The sequence below is a fragment of the Sphingopyxis sp. MG genome, from assembly GCF_002953155.1.
GTDB classification, from domain to species: Bacteria; Pseudomonadota; Alphaproteobacteria; order Sphingomonadales; family Sphingomonadaceae; genus Sphingopyxis; species Sphingopyxis granuli.
This window is the reverse complement of record NZ_CP026381.1, coordinates 3,469,122-3,491,150: the sequence shown is the minus strand read 5'-3', so window position 1 is coordinate 3,491,150 and position 22,029 is coordinate 3,469,122. Positions and strand designations below refer to the sequence as shown.

The 22,029-nt window shown below is 66.4% G+C and carries 21 protein-coding genes and 1 riboswitch; of the genes, 8 read left to right on the top strand and 13 right to left on the bottom strand.

Annotation, left to right across the window (positions count from 1 at the left end; genetic code table 11):
• Positions 1-95 precede the first annotated feature (95 nt).
• The 4 genes from C3E99_RS16075 to C3E99_RS16060 all read left to right on the top strand — a co-directional run bounded on the left by C3E99_RS16075 (position 96) and on the right by C3E99_RS16060 (position 4,949).
• On the top strand, positions 96-3,317 hold the full coding sequence (locus C3E99_RS16075; RefSeq protein WP_104960123.1) for a TonB-dependent receptor domain-containing protein: 3,222 nt from the start codon (positions 96-98) through the stop codon (positions 3,315-3,317).
• A gap of 113 nt (positions 3,318-3,430) precedes the next feature.
• Positions 3,431-4,144, top strand: coding sequence for a uracil-DNA glycosylase (gene ung / locus C3E99_RS16070; RefSeq protein WP_076077261.1), 714 nt, complete (start codon positions 3,431-3,433; stop codon positions 4,142-4,144).
• A 106-nt stretch (positions 4,145-4,250) separates the two neighbouring features.
• Entirely contained in the window at positions 4,251-4,505 is a 255-nt protein-coding gene (locus tag C3E99_RS16065) for a DUF2061 domain-containing protein (RefSeq protein ID WP_076077259.1), read from the top strand.
• A gap of 12 nt (positions 4,506-4,517) precedes the next feature.
• Positions 4,518-4,949 (top strand): OsmC family protein, encoded by a 432-nt coding sequence (locus C3E99_RS16060; protein WP_076077257.1) that lies wholly within the window; start codon positions 4,518-4,520, stop codon positions 4,947-4,949.
• A gap of 10 nt (positions 4,950-4,959) precedes the next feature.
• Here the strand turns inward: C3E99_RS16060 and C3E99_RS16055 are convergent, their stop codons facing one another.
• Positions 4,960-5,547, bottom strand: a complete 588-nt coding sequence (locus C3E99_RS16055; protein ID WP_104960122.1) for a hypothetical protein — start codon at positions 5,545-5,547, stop codon at positions 4,960-4,962.
• 75 nt (positions 5,548-5,622) lie between these two features.
• A complete protein-coding gene (locus C3E99_RS16050; protein ID WP_104960121.1) occupies positions 5,623-6,003 on the bottom strand; it encodes a glycine zipper 2TM domain-containing protein in 381 nt (126 codons plus the stop codon).
• Between the two features lie 176 nt (positions 6,004-6,179).
• On the opposite strand from C3E99_RS16050, the gene C3E99_RS16045 reads away from it, so the two are divergent.
• On the top strand, positions 6,180-7,067 hold the full coding sequence (locus C3E99_RS16045) for an arylamine N-acetyltransferase family protein (RefSeq protein ID WP_083675174.1): 888 nt from the start codon (positions 6,180-6,182) through the stop codon (positions 7,065-7,067).
• A 40-nt stretch (positions 7,068-7,107) separates the two neighbouring features.
• On the opposite strand, the gene C3E99_RS16040 is transcribed toward C3E99_RS16045, so the two are convergent.
• Complete coding sequence (locus tag C3E99_RS16040; protein WP_104960120.1) at positions 7,108-8,013, bottom strand: hypothetical protein; 906 nt, start codon at positions 8,011-8,013, stop codon at positions 7,108-7,110.
• Positions 8,014-8,127: 114 nt separating this feature from the next.
• Here C3E99_RS16040 and C3E99_RS16035 point away from each other — a divergent pair, with 114 nt between their 5' ends.
• Positions 8,128-8,784, top strand: a complete 657-nt coding sequence (locus tag C3E99_RS16035) for a DUF2726 domain-containing protein (protein WP_104960119.1) — start codon at positions 8,128-8,130, stop codon at positions 8,782-8,784.
• A gap of 32 nt (positions 8,785-8,816) precedes the next feature.
• On the opposite strand, the gene C3E99_RS19895 is transcribed toward C3E99_RS16035, so the two are convergent.
• From C3E99_RS19895 to C3E99_RS16020, 4 genes are all read right to left on the bottom strand, one after another.
• Entirely contained in the window at positions 8,817-8,960 is a 144-nt protein-coding gene (locus tag C3E99_RS19895) for a hypothetical protein (protein WP_158682341.1), read from the bottom strand.
• A 175-nt stretch (positions 8,961-9,135) separates the two neighbouring features.
• The gene (gene thiC / locus C3E99_RS16030) at positions 9,136-11,028 is read right to left on the bottom strand and encodes a phosphomethylpyrimidine synthase ThiC (protein WP_104960118.1); all 1,893 of its coding nucleotides are present in this window, start codon (positions 11,026-11,028) and stop codon (positions 9,136-9,138) included.
• Positions 11,029-11,068: 40 nt separating this feature from the next.
• Positions 11,069-11,180: riboswitch (TPP riboswitch) on the bottom strand.
• Between the two features lie 45 nt (positions 11,181-11,225).
• On the bottom strand, positions 11,226-12,791 hold the full coding sequence (locus C3E99_RS16025) for a flavin-containing monooxygenase (RefSeq protein WP_076077247.1): 1,566 nt from the start codon (positions 12,789-12,791) through the stop codon (positions 11,226-11,228).
• A gap of 647 nt (positions 12,792-13,438) precedes the next feature.
• Positions 13,439-14,446, bottom strand: a complete 1,008-nt coding sequence (locus C3E99_RS16020) for a MipA/OmpV family protein (protein ID WP_158682340.1) — start codon at positions 14,444-14,446, stop codon at positions 13,439-13,441.
• A gap of 291 nt (positions 14,447-14,737) precedes the next feature.
• Here C3E99_RS16020 and C3E99_RS19890 point away from each other — a divergent pair, with 291 nt between their 5' ends.
• Both C3E99_RS19890 and dxs read left to right on the top strand, forming a co-directional pair.
• On the top strand, positions 14,738-14,986 hold the full coding sequence (locus C3E99_RS19890) for a hypothetical protein (protein ID WP_076077242.1): 249 nt from the start codon (positions 14,738-14,740) through the stop codon (positions 14,984-14,986).
• A 61-nt stretch (positions 14,987-15,047) separates the two neighbouring features.
• Positions 15,048-16,976: a 1-deoxy-D-xylulose-5-phosphate synthase gene (gene dxs, locus C3E99_RS16010; RefSeq protein ID WP_076077239.1), complete on the top strand. Its 1,929-nt coding sequence runs from the start codon at positions 15,048-15,050 to the stop codon at positions 16,974-16,976.
• An 18-nt stretch (positions 16,977-16,994) separates the two neighbouring features.
• Here dxs and C3E99_RS16005 read toward each other — a convergent pair whose 3' ends face one another.
• The 6 genes from C3E99_RS16005 to C3E99_RS15980 form a co-directional block, all read right to left on the bottom strand.
• Positions 16,995-17,264 carry a type II toxin-antitoxin system RelE family toxin gene (locus C3E99_RS16005; protein WP_076077237.1) on the bottom strand — a complete coding sequence of 90 codons (270 nt, stop codon included), beginning with the start codon at positions 17,262-17,264 and terminating at the stop codon, positions 16,995-16,997.
• Positions 17,248-17,466: a type II toxin-antitoxin system RelB family antitoxin gene (gene relB / locus C3E99_RS16000; RefSeq protein WP_067111430.1), complete on the bottom strand. Its 219-nt coding sequence runs from the start codon at positions 17,464-17,466 to the stop codon at positions 17,248-17,250. The genes C3E99_RS16005 and relB overlap by 17 nt, the downstream gene beginning before the upstream one ends.
• A 71-nt stretch (positions 17,467-17,537) precedes the next feature.
• Entirely contained in the window at positions 17,538-17,957 is a 420-nt protein-coding gene (locus C3E99_RS15995; protein WP_067111427.1) for a DUF3035 domain-containing protein, read from the bottom strand.
• A 27-nt stretch (positions 17,958-17,984) separates the two neighbouring features.
• Positions 17,985-18,518, bottom strand: a complete 534-nt coding sequence (gene lspA, locus C3E99_RS15990) for a signal peptidase II (protein WP_067111424.1) — start codon at positions 18,516-18,518, stop codon at positions 17,985-17,987.
• Positions 18,515-21,484, bottom strand: a complete 2,970-nt coding sequence (gene ileS / locus C3E99_RS15985) for an isoleucine--tRNA ligase (RefSeq protein WP_104960116.1) — start codon at positions 21,482-21,484, stop codon at positions 18,515-18,517. The genes lspA and ileS overlap by 4 nt, the downstream gene beginning before the upstream one ends.
• Positions 21,485-21,718: 234 nt before the next feature.
• Positions 21,719-22,009, bottom strand: a complete 291-nt coding sequence (locus tag C3E99_RS15980; protein WP_104960115.1) for a GIY-YIG nuclease family protein — start codon at positions 22,007-22,009, stop codon at positions 21,719-21,721.
• Between the last annotated feature and the right edge of the window lie 20 nt (positions 22,010-22,029).

Below are 22,029 nucleotides of genomic sequence, written 5' to 3'. Positions count from 1 at the left end.
CGAAACGGATAGTCAACCCGCGTTAGGCATTTATACCGAAGTCGTGGGGCAAAACACGGGATCGCGCATGCGATTCAGACAACCGGGGATGCAGTATGAAAATTGGAACAAGGACGTCGGCGATCCTGACCGCAACGGCATCGCTGATCGCGATCACCATGTCGGCCGCGCCGGCACAGGCGCAGCAGGTCGAGGATTGCGCGGCCTATGACACGCAGGCCGAGCGTGATGCCTGCGCCGATCGCGTCAACACGACCGTTGCGAGGCCGGACAGCGTCAGCAGCGACGACGGGGCCATCATCGTCACGGGCTCGCGCATCCGCAAGAGCGAGTTCAACAGTCCCGACCCGATCCAGATCATCAACCCCGACCTGGGGCAGAAGCAGGGCCAGAACCAGCTTGCCGATATCCTCCAGTCGTCGCCGGTCGCGGCGGGCTCGATCCAGATCACGTCGGCGATTTCGAACAGTTTCGTCACCAATGGCGGCGCCGATGCGCAGACCGTCTCGCTGCGCGGTCTCGGCGCCGAGCGCACGCTGGTGCTGCTCAACGGTCGCCGCGCCGGCCCCGCGGGCGTCCGCGGCGCGGTGTCGTCGTTCGACCTCAACGTGCTGCCGCTGTCGGTCGTCAAGCAGGTTGAGGTGCTGAAGACCGGCGCCTCCTCCATCTATGGCTCCGACGCGGTCGCGGGCGTGGTGAACATCCTGACCAAGACCGACACCGACGGCTTCGAGGTCGGCGGCTTCACCTCGGTTCCGGTGCACGGCGGCGGCGAGACCTATGATTTCAACGTCACCTGGGGCAAGCGCTTCGACCGCGGGCATGTGCTGGCGACGGTCGATTATTACCAGCAGCAGAATCTGCGCCGGAACGACCGCAAGTTCCTGGGCTGTCAGGAGGAATATCTGACGCGCGAGGACGGGACGCGCGCCGACATCGTCGATTTCCGCACCGGCAAGCCGGCGTGCAACGGCATCATCGGCAACCTGATCCTGACCAACAATGATTTCAGCGGCGACCCGATCGTCAACGATGACGGCGACCTTGTGGGGTTCCAGCCGACGCTGCTGGCCCCCAACGGCCAGCAATTGTTCATCGGGCAATATGGATCGCAATTCGGTCAGGTCGGCATTTCGTTCAACGATTACGGGGCGTTCGGCATATCCGCCCCGACCGATTTCTTTGGGCTGAACTTCGACGGTCCGTCGACCGGCGCGACGAATCAGTATCTGCCGCTCGAGCAGATGTCGGACGTGTTCTCGAAGGTCACGCGTCTCACCGGTTATCTCGACGCGTCCTACGAACTGACCGATAATGTCGAAATCTACACCGAACTGCTGTTCAACAACCGCAAGTCCTACAACAACAGTTTTCAGCAGGTCAGTGTGTTCCAGTTCACGGGCGATTCGACCCGAACCGGGGCCCTGCCGGTTCCCATCACCCTGCTGTTCTGCGACCCGTCGGTGTATAACTGCACGCCCGGCGACCTCGGCGATCCTTTCAACACCGAATTTACCGGGGCTTTCCTGCTCCGCCCGCTGGTTCTGACCAAATCGGACTTCAGCACCGACGTCGACTATTATCGCGGCGTGCTGGGTCTGCGCGGCGACTTCGGCGGCTTGCTGTCGGGCTGGAACTGGGACGTCTACGGCCAGTACAGCCGGTCGGACGCCAAATATACGCAGGACGTCGTCTATCAGGATTCGCTCGATTCGCAGACCTTCCGCACCCGGTCGTGCGTCGGGCTGACGACGGCGATCCGCGGCGTGCCGTGCATCGACATCGACTTCACCGATCCCAGGGTCCTGAACGGCGATTTCACGCCGCAGGAACGCGCCTTCCTGTTCGGCAAGGAAACCGGCCGCACGCTGTTCACCCAGACATCGGCCGAAGCCACCTTGGCGGGCGATCTGTTCGAACTGCCCGCGGGCAAGGTCGGCGCGGCGTTCGGCGCGCAGATCCGGCAGGACAAGATCAACGATACGCCGGGCGAGGTGACGCTGGCGGGCAATGCCGCGCTGCGCACCTCGTCGGGGATCACCGCCGGCAAGACGGTCAGCAAGGAAGTCTTCGGCGAACTCCAGATTCCGCTGATCCACGACACGCCGCTGATCCAGCGCCTGACGCTGTCGGGCGCCGGCCGCTATACCAGCGTCGACGCCACGCGCCGCGACGGGGTGAAGGACAGCTTCAGCGACGCGACCTGGAAAGCCGGGCTCGACTGGGAGGTCACCGACTGGCTGCGCTTCCGCGGCACCTGGGGCACCTCGTTCCGCGCGCCTGCGCTGTTCGAGCTGTTCCTCGAGAACCAGACGGGCTTCCGCGATCAGCAGGACATCGACATCTGCCTCAACGCCGCGACCAAGCTTGCCGCGGGTACGATGAGCCAGCGAGTCTACGACAATTGCATCGCGGCGGGTGTTCCAGCCAATTTCACCGGCGCGACGGGATCGGCGACCGTGGTGTCGGGCGGTGGCATCGGGCAGCTCAAGCCCGAAACCTCGACCGCCAAGACGGCGAGCGTCGTCCTGACGCCCGACCTGTCGGGCGTGCTGTGGAGCGGCCTCAAGACCAGCCTCGCGGTCGATTATTTCGACATCAAGGTGAAGGACGAGATCACCACGCTTGGCGCCGCGAGCATCATCAGCGGCTGCTACAATTCCGAGTTCGGGCTCGACGATCCGCTCTGCGACCTGATCACGCGCGCGCCGTCGGGTCCCGAGGAGCATAATATCACCGATGTGCGCGACACCTATGTGAACATCAACCGCCAGCGCAACCGCGGCATCGACGTGACGCTGCTGCTCGATCAGGACCTCGGCAACCTCGGCTCGCTGGCGTTCCGCGCCCAGATGACGTGGCAGATCGAGGACAAGGTCGCGCTGTTCGACGGCTTCGTGATCGACGACAATGGCGAGGCCGGCGATCCGAAATGGGTCGGCGATTTCAACCTCGCGTGGGAAAAGGGGCCGTGGACGCTCTTCTACGGTCTCGACGTGATCGGCGGCACATCGAACCAGCAGGACCTGCTCGACGAGCAGGGCAGCGCATGCCGTACCTCGATCTTCCGCCCCGGCGGCACCTTCTGCCCCGACACGCGGCTGGCGCCGACCTTCTATCATTCGATGTCGGTGACGCGCGATGTCACCGACCGTTTCGAGATCACGGTCGGCGTGGCGAACATCTTCGACACCGCCCCGCCGCGGGCGTCGACGATCTACACCAGCGTTTCGGCCCTCGGTCAGGCGCCGGTGTTCGGTTCGCAATATGATTATCTCGGCCGCCGGGTGTTCCTGCGCGCCAGCGGCCGCTTCTGACGCGCGCCGACACGAAAGCATCGGGCGGCGGGAGCGATCCCGCCGCCCTTTTTATGCCCGCGGCGGGCGAAGCATGCTGGACAAGCGGCGCCGGCTCTGGTCGAACGGCGCGCATGGCGGACGTCAAGCTTCATCCCGACTGGCTCGCACGGATCGGCGGCGAGTTCGATCAGCCCTATATGGGCGCGCTCAAGCAGTTCCTCGCCGACCAGCGGGCGAAGGGCAAGCGCATTTATCCGCGGCCGCGCGACTGGTTTGCGGCGCTCTACGCGACGCCGCCGCAGGACGTGCGCGTCGTCATCCTTGGGCAGGACCCCTATCACGGCCCCGGGCAGGCGCATGGCCTGTGCTTCTCGGTCCAGCCGGGGGTCCGCGTGCCGCCGAGCCTCGTCAACATCTACAAGGAGATGCAGAGCGACCTCGGCATCCCGCCGGCGCGCCACGGCTATCTGAAGCACTGGGCCGAACAGGGCGTGCTGCTGCTCAACAATTGCCTGACCGTCGAGGCGGGGCAGGCCGCCTCGCATCAGGGCAAGGGGTGGGAGCGTTTCACCGACGCCGCGGTCGCCGCGGTCGCCGCCGATCCGGCGCCCAAGGTCTTCATCCTGTGGGGCAGCCACGCGCAGCGCAAGGCCGCGAACGTGCCGGGGCTGGGACCGGGCACGCCGCACCTGATCCTGCGCGCGCCGCACCCGTCGCCGCTGTCGGCGTCGAACGGCTTTTTCGGATCGCGGCCGTTCAGCCAGGCGAACGCCTTCCTGGCGGAGCACGGCCGCGGTACCATCGACTGGCGCCTGCCCGAGACGGCGGAGGTCGCCGTCGGCTGACCGCCGCGCCGCGCGGACGAATCGATCAGAGTGAGCGAAAGCGTGCGTTGGCGCGGCGCCGTGCATCGGGTCTATCCCATGCCCTTGCCCCGCTGGAGACGCGCCGATGCCGACCGACCTGATGAAGACGCTGACCTATTTGTCGCTGCACCTCGCGATCGGCTTCGGCGTTGCCTATGCGCTGACGGGATCGGTCCGGGTGGCGGGCGGGATCGCACTGATCGAGCCGTGCATCAACGCCGTCGCCTTCTTCTTCCATGAGAAGGCGTGGCACCGCGCCGATGCGATACGAATCGCCGTGCCCGCCCGGCCGCGCGGGAACCCCGGCCGCCCCGGCGCCGTTGCACTGCTGTGTCGATGAAGGAGAAGAAGCATGACGGTGAACAGCGCAAGCGCCCGCTACGAAGGGCTGGGCAAGGACGGCAAGGGCCATATCTGGACCAAGCGCGGCACGCTCGACGGCGCGCCCTACGGGTTCGTCTCGCGCTTCGAGGACGGGCCGGGCACCAACCCCGAGGAACTGATCGCCGCGGCGCATGCCGCCTGCTTCACCATGGCGCTGTCCTTTGCGCTGGCGCGCGCCGGCCATAGCGACGGTCAGCTCGACACGCGCGCCGACGTCACGCTGGGCAAGGACGGCGATGGCTTCGCGGTGACGAAATCGGCGCTGACCCTGACCGCGAAGGTGCCCGGGATCGACGCCGACGCCTTTGCCGCGATCGCGGCCGATGCCAAGGCCAATTGCCCGATCTCGAAGCTGCTGAACTGCGAGATCACGCTCGAGCACAGCCTCGAAGGCGGGTGAGCGCCGCGGTTCAGCCGGCGCCGAACTGGCAGTTGCCCTTGCGCCTTTCCTCCTTGCCGCCGGCGAGGAACCAGCGCGCATCGCTCGCCGACGCGGCTTCGTCATAATAGCAGACGTCGGTCGCGCCGGTCGCGGGATCGACCAGCACCGCCCATTGGTGCGGTCCGCAATTATGCTGCTGGCACGCCCAGGCCATGACCTTGCCGTCGTGCATCTCGATCGGCGCCGCCGGACCCTCCAGCGTCTGGATGGCCTTCAGCACCTTCGCGTCCTTCACCGTCGCGGCGAGCCCCGCCTTGACCGCGGGATGATCGTTCCATGCGACACCGTCGACCTTGTCGAACGGATAATTGCCGACATAGGCGGCGAGGCCCTTCGCGTCGCCGGCTTTCGCGGCGGGCGCCGCGTCAGTCGGCGCGGGCAACGCGGCAGCTTCCGACGGCGCCGCCGGTCGGTCGGCAGCGGCTTGCGCGTCCGCACCTTGCGCATCGGCGGGGGACGGCGGAGCGGCATCGTCGCCCGAGCCGCAGGCGGCAAGCGCAAGCAAGGCGGCCCCGGCGAGCACGGGAAAGAGCGGAAGGCGGCGGAATGGCGTCATGGCAGGTCCCCTTTCGCGGGCGATCATGCCACGGCCCGGCGGCCGCCGATACTCTTTTCCACCGGCGGCGGTGCGTCAGCGACAGCGCACGTCGTCATCGCCGCTCTTGTCGATCGCACGGCCCGCGACCGCGCCGCCGATCGCGCCGAGCACGGTGCCGAGCGTCTTCGAATCGCCCGGCGCGATGACGTTGCCCAGCGCGCCGCCGGCGATGCCGCCGATGATCAGCCCGGTCGTGCCGTCGGAGCGCTTGCAATAATAGCGTCCGTCGCGCCCGCGATAGATGCGGTCGCCCTTGCCGAGGCGGCGCTCGCGGTAATCGCCGTCGCGATAATGGTCGTCGGCATACCAGCCGCCGCCGCGGCGCGGTCCGTCGTCATAGCCATAGCCGGTCGAGGCGCAGCCGCCGACGAGCGCGGTCGCGGCGACGAGCGGGGCGAGCAGAAGCTTGTTCATGGGACATTCCTTTGCAGGTGGGCCGCGGGACGGCGGACTTTCTGCCTGATAGACACGCGGGGGCGGCCCGAAGTTCCGGCGGCGGCCGCTTTTCGCCCCGCGCCCTTATCGCTTGACCTCAAGCGCGGTTGAGCTTGCATCAGGGGGGCAGACGATTCGCGAGACGGAGATCTGCCATGCTGTACCGCCCGACATTCGAAGCCTCCGACGGCCCCGCCGCCGCGCGCCCGACGCCGGGCGGCGACCTGTTGCCGCGCTATTTCGCCCGCATCGGCTACGACGGGCCGGCCGAGCCGACGCTGGCGGTGCTGCGCGCGCTGCACGCCGCGCATATCGCGGCGATTCCGTTCGAAGCGATCGACGCGCTGGTCGAGGGCCATGTCGACATCGGCGCCGAAGCGGTGGCCGCGAAGCTGATCGAAGGCGGGCGCGGCGGCTATTGCTTCGAGCAGAACGGCCTGTTCCTGCGCGTGCTGCGCGCGATCGGCTTCGAGGCAGAGGGCCTGCTCGGCCGCGTGCGCTGGCTGCGCGACCCGGCCGCGCCGCCCGCCCCGCGCAGCCATATGGTGGTGCACGTCCGCGTCGACGGTCGCGCCTGGCTGGCCGATGTCGGTTTCGGGTCGGCGGTGCCGCCCGCGCCGCTGGCGATGGACGGCGCGGCGCCGCAGCCGACCGCGCACGAGACCTATCGCGTCGCGCGCGGCGATGCGGGGCCCGGCATCTGGGCGGTGTCGATCGCGATCGGCGACGACTGGGCGCCGCTCTACGACATCGACGACGCGCCCGCGCCCGCGATCGATTACGAGGTCGCCAACTGGTACACGTCGACCCACCCCGATTCGCATTTCCGCCACCAGCTGATCGCCGCGCGCACCACCGCCCGCGCGCGCTATGCGCTGCGCGACAACCGGCTGACGATCCGCCACGCCGACGGGGCGAGCGAGCGGCGCTATCTGACCGCCGACGCGATCGAGGCCGCGCTCGCCGAGCTGTTCGGCCTGGCGGTGCGGCCGCACTGGCGCGCGGCGATCGAGCGCGCCGCGACCGCGGAGGTCGATGGGTAGGCGGTCCGAAAGGTCACGGCGAAAGGTCACTAAGGTCACGCTACGTGGTATCTCTTTCGGCTCTCTCTGCCGAGGGAAGGTTATCGGGGCCGGAGGCGGCGCGGCGTGCCTGTTCGTGGTCGGCAAGGCGGTTGAATTCCGCCTCCGATACTCCGGCGGGATCGATCCCCAGCCCCTTCAGCCAGCCCAGCACCGCGATGGAGGCAAGCAGGCGGGCATCGGTCTCCTCCTGTGTCGCGGGCGGCGGCAAGGCGGCGGCGCGGTCGACCAGATCGGCCTCTGCATCGGTCAGCCAGCGGACGCCGTCCTCCTCGCGCTCTCGATCGACGATCGCCCCGAAGCTCGTGTCCCATGCATCCTCTGCGACATGGTTCGTCCAGCTGTCGAGGGCGATCGCCCGTGCATCGGGGCGGCGGCGCGGTTCGCGCCGGTCTCGCCATGCGCCATAGGTGTCGGGGTCGCGATAGCGAAGCAGGAACATCGTCAGCCGTTCATCATAATATTGCCGCTCGCCCACCTGTTCGCCCTGAAAGAAGACAGGGCGGGTGACGCCGTACAAAGCGCGCGAAAAAGCAGCGTCGGACAGGCGGCGAACCGCATAGTCGAGCGCCGCGTCCCACGCCGCGCGAAAGCTGTAGGCATCGACGCGGCGGCGCAGGCGATAGGCGGTGGAGGGCGACAGGCCGACGCGCTCGCACGCCTCTGTCACGCAGGCGCATTCGGCCAGCGCCTCGATGAACGCGACCTGCTTTTCAGGCGTCCAGCCGTCGTGCCGTTCGCGCGGCGAGGCGGGGATGAAGGCGGGGGCCGACCCGATCTTGCGGCTGTCGTCGGGTGGCGGCCGGCGCGCCTTGGTGATGCGGATCGGCCCGCGCGGCTTTTTCGCATGGGTCAGGGCGTGGGTCCGGACGCCCTCAGGCGTCGGGGGTACGGTTTCCTGCTTCATCCGACAGGGTGAACCAGAGCGAAGTAATGTAGGAAAGGGATTTCTGTCAGCGATGTGTAAAATAGGATTTGGGACCTTACGCGATGGTAACCATCGTCGCGCTATACGGCGATCATGCCGCCCGAGATCGCAGCCCTGATCGATGAGCCGATATTGCTGGCCATGGTGCTGGCCGTCGGGTCAGCCATCGGTGTCGGCGCCGAGCGGGTTGTCGAGGGCTGGAAGCGCGCCGAACGACGCGAGCGATGGCAGAAGCGCGGGAAGCGAGGCCATCTGACGGGCGGTAAGTCGAATGCGGTGTCGATCGCCCCGACGCCGGGGGCAAGGAACCCGGTCGCGGTTGCCACCGAACAATTGCGCGTCGTGATGGAAGCCGATTTCACGGCGCGGCCGTTACTCAATCGTGGCGAACGCCGCTTGCTCACCGTGCTCGACAAGGTGCTGGCCGAGGAAAGCCCCGGCTGGCGCGCGATGGGGCAGGTCTCGCTGGGCGAGATATTGGCAAGCCCACATGAGGCGGCCTTTTTTGCGATCAATTCGAAGCGTGTCGACCTGTTGATCGTCGATGCCGAATTCCGTCCGCTTCATGCGGTCGAGATGCAAGGTGAAGGGCATCACAAGGGCAGCACAACTGCTGCGCGCGATGCGGTGAAACGCGAGGCGCTGCGCCGTGCGGGCGTCGGTTATGTCGAGGTGGTCAGCGGCGATACCCCAGCAGAAGTGCGGACGATGGTGCGAAAGCTGGTGGGGCGGGTTGGCGCGGTGGGGTAAACTGTCGCCGAAACGGGGGTGGCAGTGACGGTTCAGTAATCCTGTATCAGCGAGGGCAGGAGATAGGCAGGCGGGCGCGTATGCTTGCTTTGCCCAATCGACACGTTCGGTGGCCGGAAATTACCGGCATGGCTCGACAATCCGTCGAGCGCGATGCGGTGCAGGCCGAAGATCATCGACGTCCGCTACCGGGAGGGGCGGATATCACGTACCACTTCGTCGATCGGCTTCCTTCTTGCACCAGGATCTGCCGATCAGTCCGGCAGGTCAGGCGGATAGCGACAAATAATGGTAGCATTGGGCCGGTTTAGCCTTGCCAGACCAATTATCGCTTCCATGGGTTGACGTCGTTCAATCATGCTCCCGACCACCCGCGCCCATGTACAACTCCCTTCCCGTTTCCTCATAAACCTCGCTCATCTGCGCCATGCCCTTCTCGGCCTCTTCCGCCGCAAGGAAACCCGCGCTGTCCTGATTTTGCAGCTTCGCGAACTCGCGCACTTCCTGGCTGATCTTCATCGAGCAGAATTTGGGGCCGCACATGCTGCAGAAATGCGCCGACTTGGCGCCTTCCGCGGGGAGGGTCTGGTCGTGGTATTGCTCGGCCGTGTCGGGGTCGAGGCTCAGGTTGAACTGGTCGCGCCAGCGGAATTCGAAGCGTGCCTTCGACAGCGCGTCGTCGCGGACCTTGGCGGCGGGGTGGCCCTTGGCGAGGTCGGCGGCGTGGGCGGCGAGCTTGTAGGTGACGACGCCGACCTTCACATCGTCGCGGTCGGGCAGGCCGAGATGCTCCTTGGGCGTGACGTAACAGAGCATCGCGGTGCCGTACCAGCCGATCATCGCGGCGCCGATGCCGCTGGTGATATGGTCGTAGCCCGGCGCGATGTCGGTGGTCAGCGGCCCAAGCGTGTAGAAGGGCGCCTCGCCGCACGCCTCCAGCTGCTTGTCCATATTCTCCTTGATCTTGTGCATCGGGACATGGCCCGGCCCCTCGATCATCACCTGCACATCCTGCTCCCACGCGCGCTTGGTGAGTTCGCCGAGCGTGTAGAGTTCGGCGAACTGCGCCTCGTCGTTTGCGTCGGCGATGCTGCCGGGGCGCAGGCCGTCGCCGAGGCTGTAGGCGATGTCATAGGCCTTCATGATCTCGGTGATCTCGTCGAAATGGTCGTAGAGGAAGCTCTCCTTGTGATGCGCGAGGCACCATTTGGCCATGATGCTGCCGCCGCGGCTGACAATGCCGGTGACGCGCTTCGCGGCGAGCGGGACGTAGGGCAGGCGGACGCCGGCGTGGATGGTGAAATAGTCGACGCCCTGCTCGGCCTGCTCGATCAGCGTGTCGCGGAAAATCTCCCACGTCAGCTCCTCGGCGATGCCGCCGACCTTCTCCAGCGCCTGATAGATGGGGACGGTGCCGATCGGCACCGGGCTGTTGCGGATGATCCATTCGCGCGTGTCGTGGATGTTGCGCCCCGTCGACAGGTCCATGACGGTATCGGCGCCCCAGCGGATCGACCAGACCATCTTGTCGACCTCGGTCGCGACGTCGCTCGCGACCGCGCTGTTGCCGATATTGGCGTTGATCTTGACCAGGAAGTTGCGGCCGATCGCCATCGGCTCGCTTTCGGGGTGGTTGATGTTGCTGGGGATGATCGCGCGGCCGCGCGCGACCTCTTCGCGGACGAATTCGGGGGTGACATAATCGGGGATGCTGGCGCCCCAGTCCTGCCCGTCGCGGACATATTCGGCGAGTCGCTCGCGACCGAGATTCTCCCGCGTCGCGACATATTCCATCTCGGGCGTGACGATACCGCGGCGGGCATAGTGCATCTGGCTGACGTTCGCGCCCGGCCTGGCGCGCAGCACGGTCTTGCGGACGTTGGGGAAGGCGGGGACGCCGCCCGAACGGTCGGGGCCGAGCTGGCCGTTGTCCTCCGGCCGCACCTCGCGCTGCGCCACCTCCTCGACGTCGCCGCGCGAGCGGATCCAGGCGCTGCGCAGTTCGGGAAGGCCCTGCGCGATGTCGATGCGGGCGTTCGGGTCGGTGTAGGGGCCGCTGGTGTCGTAGACGCGGACGCTGGGCTCGCCGCTGTGCGGGTCGAGGTCGATCTCGCGCATCGCGACCCGGATGCCGCTGCCGGTGGGGCACGCGACATGGACCTTGCGGCTGCCGCGGATCGGGCCGGTGGTGACGCCGATGCGGGCGGCGGTCGTCTTGTCGAGGCGGGAATCGATATCGGCCATGGCAGTCGCTCCATTGCTACGGAGCAAGGCCTGGGATTCCGCGCGGAACGCCAACCCTCCCTCCGCCCGAGTTACCGGGATCAGGTTCGACGGGTCGCGGTCTATTCCGCTCTCAACCTGCGTTTGCGCGCCAGGCTCCCCGGGGATGGCATCACCTTAGCCGCGCGGGCGCGCGCTGTCCATCGGGCGGTTCCGGGTTACTCCGCCGCCACCGCCTCGCGCTTCGTCGCCCGCTGGCCGTCGTAGACGAAGGCGGGGTCCGTCAGGTCGATGTGCGGGAAGGCGTCCTTTTCGGCCCAATAATCCTGGTTGTGGCGCCATTCGGACTTGTCGCCGCGCTTCGGCATCTTCGACAGGCCGCGCATCAGATAGCCGGGGTTGAAATTATCCTCCTCGATCCACGGCAGGATGTCCATGCCCTGATCCTCGGGACGCAGCGCGACCTCGACCTTCTTTGCGCCGATGTCGTCCATGTGACCCAGCAGGTTGCAGACGAAGTCGCCCATCATATCGACGCGCAGCGTCCAGCTCGCGCGGAAGTAACCCATCACCCACGCCAGATTGGGCACCCCGGTCATCATCATGCCGCGATAGGTGACGGTCTCCCCCCAATCGACCGTCCGCCCGTCGACGCTGAAGGGAATGCCGCCCATCACCGACAGGTTGAAGCCGGTCGCGGCGACGATGATGTCGGCCTCGATCTCGGTTCCGTCCGACGTGCGGACGCCCGTTTCGGTGAAGCGGTCGATGGTGTCGGTGACGACGGTCAGCTTGCCCTCGGTCGCCGCGCGGAAGATGTCACCTTCGGGGCAGAAGGCCAGCCGCTGCTGCCACACGCGGTAGCGCGGGGTGAAGTGCGGTTCGAACTGGAAGTCCGGGTTGCCCGAAAAAAGGCGGATCAGCTCTTTCAGATCCTCGAACACGGCATCGGGTTCGGTCTGGGCGCGGCGGGTGAGCTGGTCCTGATCGTACATGATCTGCGCGCGCACGACGCGGTGGATCGTCGGTTCGTCGATCCCGACCTCGCGCAGCCGGTCGGCGAGCTCGTTCTTGTTCTCGGAACAGAAGAAATAGGTCGGCGAGCGCTGGAGCATCGTCACATGCGCGGCCTTTTCGGCGAAGGCGGGAACGACGGTCGCGGCGGTCGCGCCCGACCCGATGACGAGGATGCGCTTGCCCGCATAATCGGTGTCCGGGTCCCACAGCTGGGCGTGGACGAACTGGCCCTTATAGTCCGACAGGCCCGGCCAGTCGGGAACATAGGGCTTTTCATGGTCGTAATATCCCTGGCACATCCACAGGAAATCGGCGGTGAATGTGACGGCGACGCCGTCCGCCTTGCGCACCGCCTCGACCGTCCAGCGATTCTCGTCGCTCGACCAGCGGCAGGCGGTGATGCGGTGGCCGTAGCGGATATGATCGCCGATGCCGTTTTCCTCGATCACCTCGCCCAGATATTTGAGGATCTCGGCACCGCTGGCGATCGGCGCGCCGACCCACGGCTTGAAGCGATAACCGAAGGTGTAGAGGTCCGAATCGGACCGCACGCCGGGATATTTATGCGTCTCCCACGTGCCGCCGAAACTGTCCTTCATCTCGAGGATCGCATAGCTTTTGCCCGGGCATTGCTGTTGCAGGTGCCAGGCCGATCCGATGCCCGAAATGCCCGCGCCGACGATCAGCACGTCGACGTGAGTCGGTTCGGCGGCCGTGCCGGGGGTGGAGGTGGCGGCGGCCGACGCCGCCCCGATCGCTGTCGTCATGGTCTGTTCCGCTCCCATATTATCTGGCTAGGGTTTATGCCCTAATCTGTCGCGCGAGTCACGTCTGTGCATTGATCGAGGTCAAAGCCGGGGTGAGGTTCAGCCTTCCGTAGGCTGACCCGTTCCTTCGTCATGCTGAACTCGTTTCAGCATCCATGGCCAGGCCTTCCTTTTTGCGTCGCCTTTTTATTGGAGGGCAGACCATGGACCCCCGGATCGGGTCCGGGGCAGGCTCTGAAACAAGTTGGCAATTATCCCCTTTCGACGGGTGAGCGTTCCCCGGCGAAAGCCGGGGTCCAGATGACACAGCGCTGCATCGCATGGACCCCGGCTTTCGCCGGGGATCACCAGCGTTCCTGTCTCAAGGGTATAAACGCCAAACAAGTTCAGGGTGACGGAAATAGAGTCATCACAGCCTGGCGCCACACTGATGGGTGTCTCGACTTCGCTCGACACGAACGGGTTCGGGTCGGGTCTTTCCCTAGGACGGATCGACATTCAGCTCTGGCGGCCTGCAAATGGCGGCTTTTCGCGCTTCCGCTGCTCACGTGCCGTCAGCACGCTGCGCTCCGGGTCCCGAAAATCCACCATTTTGACCTGTGGTCGTCTTCGACTCCGGCTCGCCATCTTCTGAATGTCGATCCGTCCTAGAATTGATAGGCGATGCCGACGCCGCCGACCCACTGGTCGGCGCTGCCGGCGTCGCGGACGATCGGCGAAGCGGCGAAACGGCCGGTCATGCGGCCGTATTGTGCGCCGCCGAGCAGCACGAATCCCTTCCGCAGATCGCCCGACAGCGCCCAGGCGCCGGCGAGGCCGATCGTATATTTGCCCGCGGTCGCCTTGCGCCCGGCGCGGTCGTAGACGGGCAGGCCGCTCGCGGCGCTGCCGAGCGGATCGACGTCGTAATAATAACGGCCGAAGCCCTTGCCATAGATGTTCAGCGACGCCGAGACGCCGACATAGGCGCGCTTCGACAGCGGAGTGCCATAGTCGATCGTCGGCGAGACGAACCAGCTTCCGTGCCGCCCCGAAACATCGGCGAGCCCGACGACGCGGACGCCGAGCTGGTCGTAGCGGCTGGTGAAGATGCCCTGGCGGGTGACGCCCATCGCCAATCCCGCCTCGACCGCCAGCTTGCGTTCGCCGAGCGCCTCGACCTGCGCATCCTTGATGCGGCCGGTGCGGTCGCTGCGCAGGCCGATGATCGGGCCGAACTTGAAATCGGTGCGCTGGCCGCGCTTCTGCCGGATCAGGTCGACCTGGAAATTGGTGCCGCGGGTCGAAAAGGCGAAGCCGCTGACGCGCCCGCGCAGATAGAAGGCGGGCAGGACGGTGCGCTCGTCGGAGCCGTTGTAGCTCGGCACGCTGATCACTCCGGCGGCGACAGCGAAATGGTCGCGCGCCCATCGGCGGTCGCCGTCCTCGTCGCGGTCGCGCGCTGCGGGTAGCAGGATCGAGTCGTCGATGTCGCCGCGATCCTGCGCATAGTGGGCGGGGGCGGGATCGCGCCCAGTGCTCAAGCTGCGGTCCGCGGGCGGCAGGTCGTAGGGCAGCGCGGCTTCGTCCGCGGCGGCGGGCGACGTCGTCCCGATCGCGGCGGCGAGGAGGGCGAGGAACGGCAGGCAAAACAAGCGAAGGGCGGGCGCGACCATGGACGGTTTATCTTCCTGTCGTGGTGCCCCTCTCGGCGCAATGTGTAAGTCATTGACGCCGCAATGCAATGGGGTAGCGGTGACTGGAATCGGGCCGCCGATCTCCGCATCCGCGTGCATCGGACGTCATTGCGAGAGGCGAAGCCGCGCGTCAGTCCAGAGCAGGTGCAAGCCGCCCCGCCGGCTGCCAAGGCTTCGCCTTGCGATGGCGGGCTTTTCGTTCCACCATGGCGGCATGTCCGATCGTCGCGCCTTCGCTTTTCCATGTCGCGTCCGCGGCGCCGGTGCGGCATGAGCCGGGCGCCGCGCCTTGCCGGCTATGCGCTGATGGCGGCGGCGGCGCTGCTCGCGCTGGCGATGCGACGCGCGGGGCTGGAGGCGGTCGGGCCGTTTCCCGCCGTCGCGGTCGCGCTGTTCGCCGGAATGATCGGTGTGATGCTGGTGTTCACCGACCTGATGGTGCGCGGCCTCTATGCGCAGATCGACGCGGTCAAGCGCGGCACGGACGTGGAGACCGACGAAAAGGCTCCGCCTCTTTAGGGGGAGAGCGGGACCGGCTTTTCGTTCGACAGTTTCGGTGCTTGGCGGTATGAGGCGGCAAATGACCGACCGTCCGCATACGCCGCTGCTCGACACGGTGGATGTCCCCGCCGACCTCCGCAAGCTGAAGCCCGAACAACTCCGCCAGTTCGCCGACGAACTGCGCGCCGAGACGATCAGCGCCGTCGGCGCGACCGGCGGGCATCTCGGCTCGGGGCTGGGCGTCGTCGAACTGACCATCGCGCTCCACTATGTGTTCGACACGCCGCGCGACAAGATCGTGTGGGACGTCGGGCACCAATGCTATCCGCACAAGATCGTCACCGGTCGCCGCGATCGCATCCGCACACTGCGCCAGGGCGGCGGGCTTTCGGGCTTCACCAAGCGCAGCGAGAGCGAATATGACCCGTTCGGCGCCGCGCACAGCTCGACCTCGATCAGCGCCGCGCTGGGCTTCGCGATCGCGAACAAGCTGAAGGACGAGCCCGGCCGCGCGATCGCGGTGATCGGCGACGGGTCGATGTCGGCGGGCATGGCCTATGAGGCGATGAACAATGCCAAGCAGGCGGGCAACCGGCTGATCGTCATCCTCAACGACAACGACATGTCGATCGCGCCGCCGGTCGGCGGGCTGTCGGCCTATCTGGCGCGGCTGGTGTCGTCGCGGCCGTTCCTGGAACTGCGCGAGGTCGCGCGGCGCTTCGCGCGCCGGCTGCCGCAGCCGCTGCACAAGGCGGCGCGCAAGACCGACGAGTTCGCGCGCGGGCTGGCGATGGGCGGGACGCTATTCGAGGAACTGGGCTTCTACTATGTCGGGCCGATCGACGGGCATAATCTGGAGCATCTGATCCCGGTGCTGGAGAATGTCCGCGACAGCGACCATGGCCCGGTGCTGATCCACGCGGTGACGCAGAAGGGCAAGGGCTATGCCCCCGCCGAGGCGGCGGCCGACAAATATCACGGCGTGCAGAAATTCGACGTTATCACCGGCGAGCAGGCGAAGGCGCCGCCGGGGCCGCCCGCCTATCAGAATGTGTTCGGCGAGACGCTGGCGAAGCTGGCCGACAGCGACCCGCGCATCGTCGCGATCACCGCCGCGATGCCGTCGGGCACCGGGGTCGACAAGTTCGCGCGCGCGCACCCGGACCGCGCCTTCGATGTCGGGATCGCCGAACAGCATGCGGTGACCTTTGCGGCGGGCCTCGCGGCGCAGGGAATGCGGCCGTTCGCGGCGATCTATTCGACCTTCCTCCAGCGCGCCTATGACCAGGTCGTGCACGACGTCGCGATCCAGAACCTGCCGGTGCGCTTCGCGATCGACCGCGCCGGGCTGGTCGGCGCCGACGGATCGACGCACGCGGGCAGCTTCGACGTCACTTATCTGGCGACGCTGCCCAACATGGTGGTGATGGCGGCGGCCGACGAGGCCGAACTCGTCCACATGACCTATACGGCGGCCGAATATGACGACGGCCCGATCGCTTTCCGCTATCCGCGCGGCAACGGCGTCGGCGTGCCGCTGCCCGCGGTGCCGGAGAGACTGGCGATCGGCAAGGGGCGCGTCGTGCGCAGCGGCAAGACGGTCGCGATCCTGTCGCTCGGCACTAGGCTTGCCGAGGCGCTGAAGGCCGCCGACACGCTGGAGGCGCGCGGGCTGTCGACCAGCGTGATCGACCTGCGCTTCGCCAAGCCGCTCGACGAGGAGCTGATCCGCCGCACGCTGGCGAGCCACGAGGTGTGCGTGACGATCGAGGAAGGCAGCATCGGCGGGCTGGGCGCGCACGTGCTGACGCTGGCGAGCGACGCCGGGCTGATCGACGCGGGGCTGAAGCTGCGCACGATGCGGCTGCCCGACAGCTTTCAGGATCAGGACGCGCCGCACGCGCAATATGACGCGGCGGGGCTCAACGCGCCGCAGATCATCGATACGGTGCTGAAGGCGCTGCGCCACAACAGCGCGGGCGTGGAGGAAGCGGGCGCGCGGGCTTAGTCCGGCCCGCTTTCCATCTCAAGCGCGTCGATAAATCTCGCGCCGGTGGCCGATCGCGACGACGAGGATCACCATTCGGCCGTCCTCTATCTTTGCGATCACGCGATAATCGCCGATGCGATAGCGCCAATAGCCGGTGCGTTCGCCGACTAGCGCCTTGCCGCGCTGGCGCGGGTTTTCGAGTGCGGCGACCTGCTCCAGCCCGGCAAGGATGCGCTCGCCGGCGCTGCGCGGCAGCTTGCGGAGTTGCCGCCGGGCCGCCGCGTCGAACTCAAGCGTCCAGGCCAAGCTCGCGTCGCATCTGTTCGATCGAAACGGTCTTGCCTGCGTCGGGCTGATTCAACGCTTCTTCGAGAAGCGCGATATCTTCGAGGTCCTCGATATATTCCTCGATCGCCTTGCGCGCGAGGGCGGTCTTGGTCCGGCCCGACCGCCTGGCGGCGGCGGCGAGCCGTTCTTCCAATTCCTTGTCGAGGCGGATGGCCAGCATGGCAAAGCTCCTTTGCTATACATGTATAGCAAAGTTGCCAATTCTGCAATCCGACGGTGTGAAAACCGCGGCTACGCCCCTGGGATCGCGGCGCTGGCGTCGCGGCCGTCGCCTTCGGGGGCGGCGATGATGTCGCGGGTGACGAGGCCCTTGTCGACCACCTGCGTGTCGGGGCTGCCGATCTGGCTGCGGATGCCGGCGTCGGCGCGCGGGCCGTCGGCGCTGCCGATGATCGCCGATTCGGTCGCGCTGCGCGGCGAATCGCCGCCGAACAGCGCGCGCAGCGTCTGCTCCGCGGTGGTTTCGTTGCCGGGGCGCGCGGCGCCGGGGGCGGGCGGGGTCAGCGCGAAATCGGGCGGCACGACGAGCGGCGCCTGGCGCGACACCGCGAATTCGTCGGGCCGGTCGCGGCTGAACAGGCTGTTCGACCCGCAGGCCGAAAGCGTCGTCGCGAGGAGCGAGGCGGCGAGGATGACGGTGGTCCGGTTCACGTGAAAAACTCTCCTGATGCGCCCCGTTTAATCCGCGGCCGTGCCGTTCGCCGAACGGTCGGCGGCCGAAGGCGCCTTTTCGCGCAAGAGCAGCGCGCGCGCAACCAGCAAAAGCACGCCGATGGTGATGCAGGCATCGGCGACGTTGAAGATCAGGAACGGCCGGAAATCCCCGAAATGCAGGTCGGCGAAATCGACGACGAAGCCGTGGCGGACCCGGTCGACGATGTTGCCGAGCGCGCCACCGAGGATCAGCGCGAGCGCGACGACGTCGCCCTTCGCCTGCTCGCGCGTCATCCAGAAGGCGACCGCGGCGGCGACGAACGCAGTGACGGCGACCAATGTCCAGCGCGTCGTGTCGTTGCAGTCGGAGAACATCGACAGCGAGATGCCGCAATTCTCCGCCCAGGTCAGGTTGAAGATCGGCAGCACGCCGATGACGCGCTTCGCCTCGAGCGACATCGGGCCGATGACGACCCACTTGCTGACCTGGTCGAGCAGGAAGGCCGTCGCGGCGACGAGCAGGCCGAAGCGCAGATAGGGGGAGCGTTTTCCGGTCATCCCCCGTCCAATACCGTCTCGCAGCGATTGCACAAGCCGCCGTCCTGCGCGACCTCCGGCAGGTGGCGCCAGCAGCGGCCGCATTTGTGGTCGGTGGTGGGGACGATTTCGATCTGCCCGTCCGGTCCGTCCCGCCGGACCGCGCCTGTGATGAAAATTTCGGCGAGCTGGGCATCGCTGCCGTCATCCGGCGCCACGAAGCCGCCGCCCATGACGACCTCGGCTTCGAGACTGGAGCGGATGATCTTCTCGCGCCGAAGCGGTTCGATTGCTTCGGTCACCTTGGTCCGTGCGTTGCGGATGCGCGCCCACTTCCGTTCGATATTGTTGAGGCCGTCCATGTCTCGCGAGCCGACGTCGCTCTGCGGCAGGGCGGGAAGCGCGGGCCATTCGAGCAGATGCACGCTGCCCGCGTCGGGATAGCGCGTGCTCCACACCTCTTCGCTGGTGAACACCAGCACCGGCGCGGCGTAGCGGACGAGCGCGTGGAACAGCGTGTCGAGCACGCTGCGATAGGCGCGGCGGCTGTCGGTGCCGAGCGGTGCGGCGGGGCCGAGGTCGCAGTAGAGGACGTCCTTGCGGATGTCGAAATAGAAGGCCGACAGATCCTCGTTGCAGAAATCGGCGAGGCTGCGCGTGTAGCTGTTGAAGTCGAAATCATCGACCGCCTGCGCCAGCTTCGCATCGAGTTCGGCGAGCAGCGACAGCATGTAGCGTTCGAGCTCGGGCATCGCGGCGACGTCGGTGACGCGCTCCGCCTCGCTGAACCCGTCGAGTGCGCCGAGCAGGTAGCGGAACGTATTGCGCAGCTTGCGATACTGGTCGGCGACCCCGGTCAGGATCTCCTTGCCGATGCGGTGATCCTCGGTGAAATCGACCGACAGCGCCCACAGGCGGAGGATGTCGGCGCCATAGTCGCGCATCAGGTCGATCGGGCTGATTGTGTTGCCGAGCGACTTGGACATCTTCATGCCCTTGGCATCCATGGTGAAGCCGTGGGTCAGCACCGCGCGATAGGGGGCGTGGCCGCGCGTGCCGCAGCTTTCGAGCAGCGACGACTGGAACCAGCCGCGATGCTGGTCCGATCCCTCCAGATAGAGGTCGGCGGGGAAGGGCGAGCCGTCGTGGCGGACGAGCGCGGGCCAGCGGCCGCTTTCGAGCACGAAGGCGTGAGTCGATCCCGAATCGAACCAGACGTCGAGAATGTCGGTGATGCGCTCGTAATCGGCGGCATCGCGATCGGGGCCGAGATACTCCTGCGCGCGCGCGTCGCTCCACGCATCGACCCCCGATTCGCGGATCGCCGCGACGATGCGGTCGCCCACCAGCGGATCGTTCAGATACTGGCCGGTCTTGCGGTCGACGAACAGCGTGATCGGCACGCCCCATGCGCGCTGGCGCGACAGCACCCAGTCGGGGCGCGTTTCGACCATGCTGCCGATGCGGTTGCGGCCCTTGGCGGGGACGAAGCGCGTATCCTCGATCGCCTGCATCGCCGCCTGCCGCAGCGTCGGCGCGTCGCACCGCCCTTCCTCGGCCGGGTTGATCGCGCCGCCCTCATTTTCCCAGCGCTTTTCGCCGGGGGACTTGGGCGAGATGTGGGCCATCACCTTGTCCATCGGCACGAACCATTGCGGGGTGCAGCGATAGATGACCTTCGCCTTCGAGCGCCAGCTGTGCGGATAGCTGTGCCGGTAGTCGGCCGACGCCGCGAGCAGCGCGCCGGCTTCGCGCAGGTCGGAGCAGATCGGGCCGTCGGGGGCGTTGAACTTCGGGTTGATGACGCTGCCCTGGCCGCCGAGCCACGCCCAGTCGGCGCGATACTTGCCGTCGCCCTCGACCGCGAATTGCGGTTCGATGCCGTTCGCCTTGCACAGGTCGAAATCGTCCTCGCCATGGTCTGGCGCCATGTGAACGAAGCCGGTGCCGCTGTCGGCGGTGACGAAATCGCCCGTGAGCAGGGGACGGGGCCGCGCGAAAAAGCCGCCGAGATGGTGCATCGGATGGCGCAGTTCGATGCCTTCGAAATCGGCACCGCTGTAGAGGCCCGCGCCGACGTTCCACTTGCCGCCGGTTCCGTCAAGATCGCCGAGGCGCTGCATGACTGACGCGGCAAGATCGCGCGCCACGAGATATTCGACCCGCTGGACATGGCCGGCGTCATCGGTCCATCCGTAATCGATGAGGATATATTGCAGCTCAGGATTGTAGGCGACGGCCTGGTTGACCGGGATCGTCCAGGGGGTGGTCGTCCAGATCAGCAGCTTCTGACCGGGAAAGATCTTTCCATTGCCTTTGGTTACTTCGAACGCCACGTCGATTTGGGTCGAGACGATGTCCTCATACTCAATCTCGGCCTCGGCGAGGGCGGTCTTTTCGACCGGGGACCACATCACGGGCTTGGCGCCGCGATAGAGCATGTCGTTGGCAGCGAATTTGAGCAGCTCGCGGACGATGGTCGCCTCGGCCTCGTAATCCATCGTCAGATAGGGGTGGTCCCAGTCGCCGCCGATGCCGAGGCGCTTGAGCTGCTCGCGCTGGGTATCGACCCAATGCTGGGCATAGGCGCGGCATTCGGCGCGGAATTCCTCGACCGGAACCTCGTCTTTGTTGAGCTTCTTCTTGCGATACTGTTCCTCGACCTTCCACTCGATCGGCAGGCCGTGGCAGTCCCAGCCGGGGACGTAGGGCGCGTCCTTGCCCTTCAGCGTCTGGGTGCGGACGACCATGTCCTTGAGGATATGGTTGAGCGCATGACCGATGTGCATGTCGCCATTGGCATAGGGCGGGCCGTCGTGGAGGATGAACTGGTCGCGACCCTTGCGGCTTTCGCGAATCTGCCCCTCGAGATTGCCTTCGAGCCATTTGGCGAGAATTGCCGGCTCCTTCTGCGGCAGGCCGGCCTTCATCGGGAAGTCGGTCTTGGGCAGGAAGACGGTGTCGCGATAGTCAGGAGCGTCGGTCATGGCCCGGGCGCTTAGCGCAGTTTTGCGGGCGCGCAAAGAAGGGCGAGCGGCTGCTTTTGGAAAAGATTCGCGCAGAGGCGCAGAGAAAAGGAAGAATGAAGGCGGCGGAGCCCCGATCTCTTGTCAGTGCTATCCTGCCGAACTTCGCTTTCGGACGCTGGACCCCGGCTTTCACCGGGGAACAGCTCACGCCTAAAGGATTACGTTCCCCGGCGAAAGCCGGGGTCCAGAGCTCTAACGCATCACGTCCGGATAAAGATCGCGCCATGTGGGATTCAGGGCTTCGATCGCCTCGACCTTCCAGGCGCGTTTCCATTCCTTCATCTGCACCTCGCGGCGCCTCGCATCTTGGAGATCGTCGAAATGGTGATACCAGACGAGCGTCTTGAGGCCGTATCGCTTTGTAAAGCCTTCGATCAGACCTTCGCGATGTTGCCAGATGCGCTGGCCAAGGTTGCTGGTGACGCCGATATAAAGCGTGCCGTTCCGCTTGTCGGTCAGGATATAGACCCAGCCGGACTTCATGGACGCGGTGTCGCTACTGG

Coding starts and splice junctions, on each gene's coding strand:
- C3E99_RS16075 (WP_104960123.1), top strand. CDS start 96: ATGAAAATTGGAACAAGGACGTCGGCGATCCTGACCGCAACGGCATCG.
- ung (WP_076077261.1), top strand. CDS start 3,431: ATGGCGGACGTCAAGCTTCATCCCGACTGGCTCGCACGGATCGGCGGC.
- C3E99_RS16065 (WP_076077259.1), top strand. CDS start 4,251: ATGCCGACCGACCTGATGAAGACGCTGACCTATTTGTCGCTGCACCTC.
- C3E99_RS16060 (WP_076077257.1), top strand. CDS start 4,518: ATGACGGTGAACAGCGCAAGCGCCCGCTACGAAGGGCTGGGCAAGGAC.
- C3E99_RS16055 (WP_104960122.1), bottom strand. CDS start 5,547: ATGACGCCATTCCGCCGCCTTCCGCTCTTTCCCGTGCTCGCCGGGGCC.
- C3E99_RS16050 (WP_104960121.1), bottom strand. CDS start 6,003: ATGAACAAGCTTCTGCTCGCCCCGCTCGTCGCCGCGACCGCGCTCGTC.
- C3E99_RS16045 (WP_083675174.1), top strand. CDS start 6,180: ATGCTGTACCGCCCGACATTCGAAGCCTCCGACGGCCCCGCCGCCGCG.
- C3E99_RS16040 (WP_104960120.1), bottom strand. CDS start 8,013: ATGAAGCAGGAAACCGTACCCCCGACGCCTGAGGGCGTCCGGACCCAC.
- C3E99_RS16035 (WP_104960119.1), top strand. CDS start 8,128: ATGCCGCCCGAGATCGCAGCCCTGATCGATGAGCCGATATTGCTGGCC.
- C3E99_RS19895 (WP_158682341.1), bottom strand. CDS start 8,960: ATGATCTTCGGCCTGCACCGCATCGCGCTCGACGGATTGTCGAGCCAT.
- thiC (WP_104960118.1), bottom strand. CDS start 11,028: ATGGCCGATATCGATTCCCGCCTCGACAAGACGACCGCCGCCCGCATC.
- C3E99_RS16025 (WP_076077247.1), bottom strand. CDS start 12,791: ATGACGACAGCGATCGGGGCGGCGTCGGCCGCCGCCACCTCCACCCCC.
- C3E99_RS16020 (WP_158682340.1), bottom strand. CDS start 14,446: ATGGTCGCGCCCGCCCTTCGCTTGTTTTGCCTGCCGTTCCTCGCCCTC.
- C3E99_RS19890 (WP_076077242.1), top strand. CDS start 14,738: ATGAGCCGGGCGCCGCGCCTTGCCGGCTATGCGCTGATGGCGGCGGCG.
- dxs (WP_076077239.1), top strand. CDS start 15,048: ATGACCGACCGTCCGCATACGCCGCTGCTCGACACGGTGGATGTCCCC.
- relB (WP_067111430.1), bottom strand. CDS start 17,466: ATGCTGGCCATCCGCCTCGACAAGGAATTGGAAGAACGGCTCGCCGCC.
- lspA (WP_067111424.1), bottom strand. CDS start 18,518: ATGACCGGAAAACGCTCCCCCTATCTGCGCTTCGGCCTGCTCGTCGCC.
- ileS (WP_104960116.1), bottom strand. CDS start 21,484: ATGACCGACGCTCCTGACTATCGCGACACCGTCTTCCTGCCCAAGACC.
- C3E99_RS15980 (WP_104960115.1), bottom strand. CDS start 22,009: ATGAAGTCCGGCTGGGTCTATATCCTGACCGACAAGCGGAACGGCACG.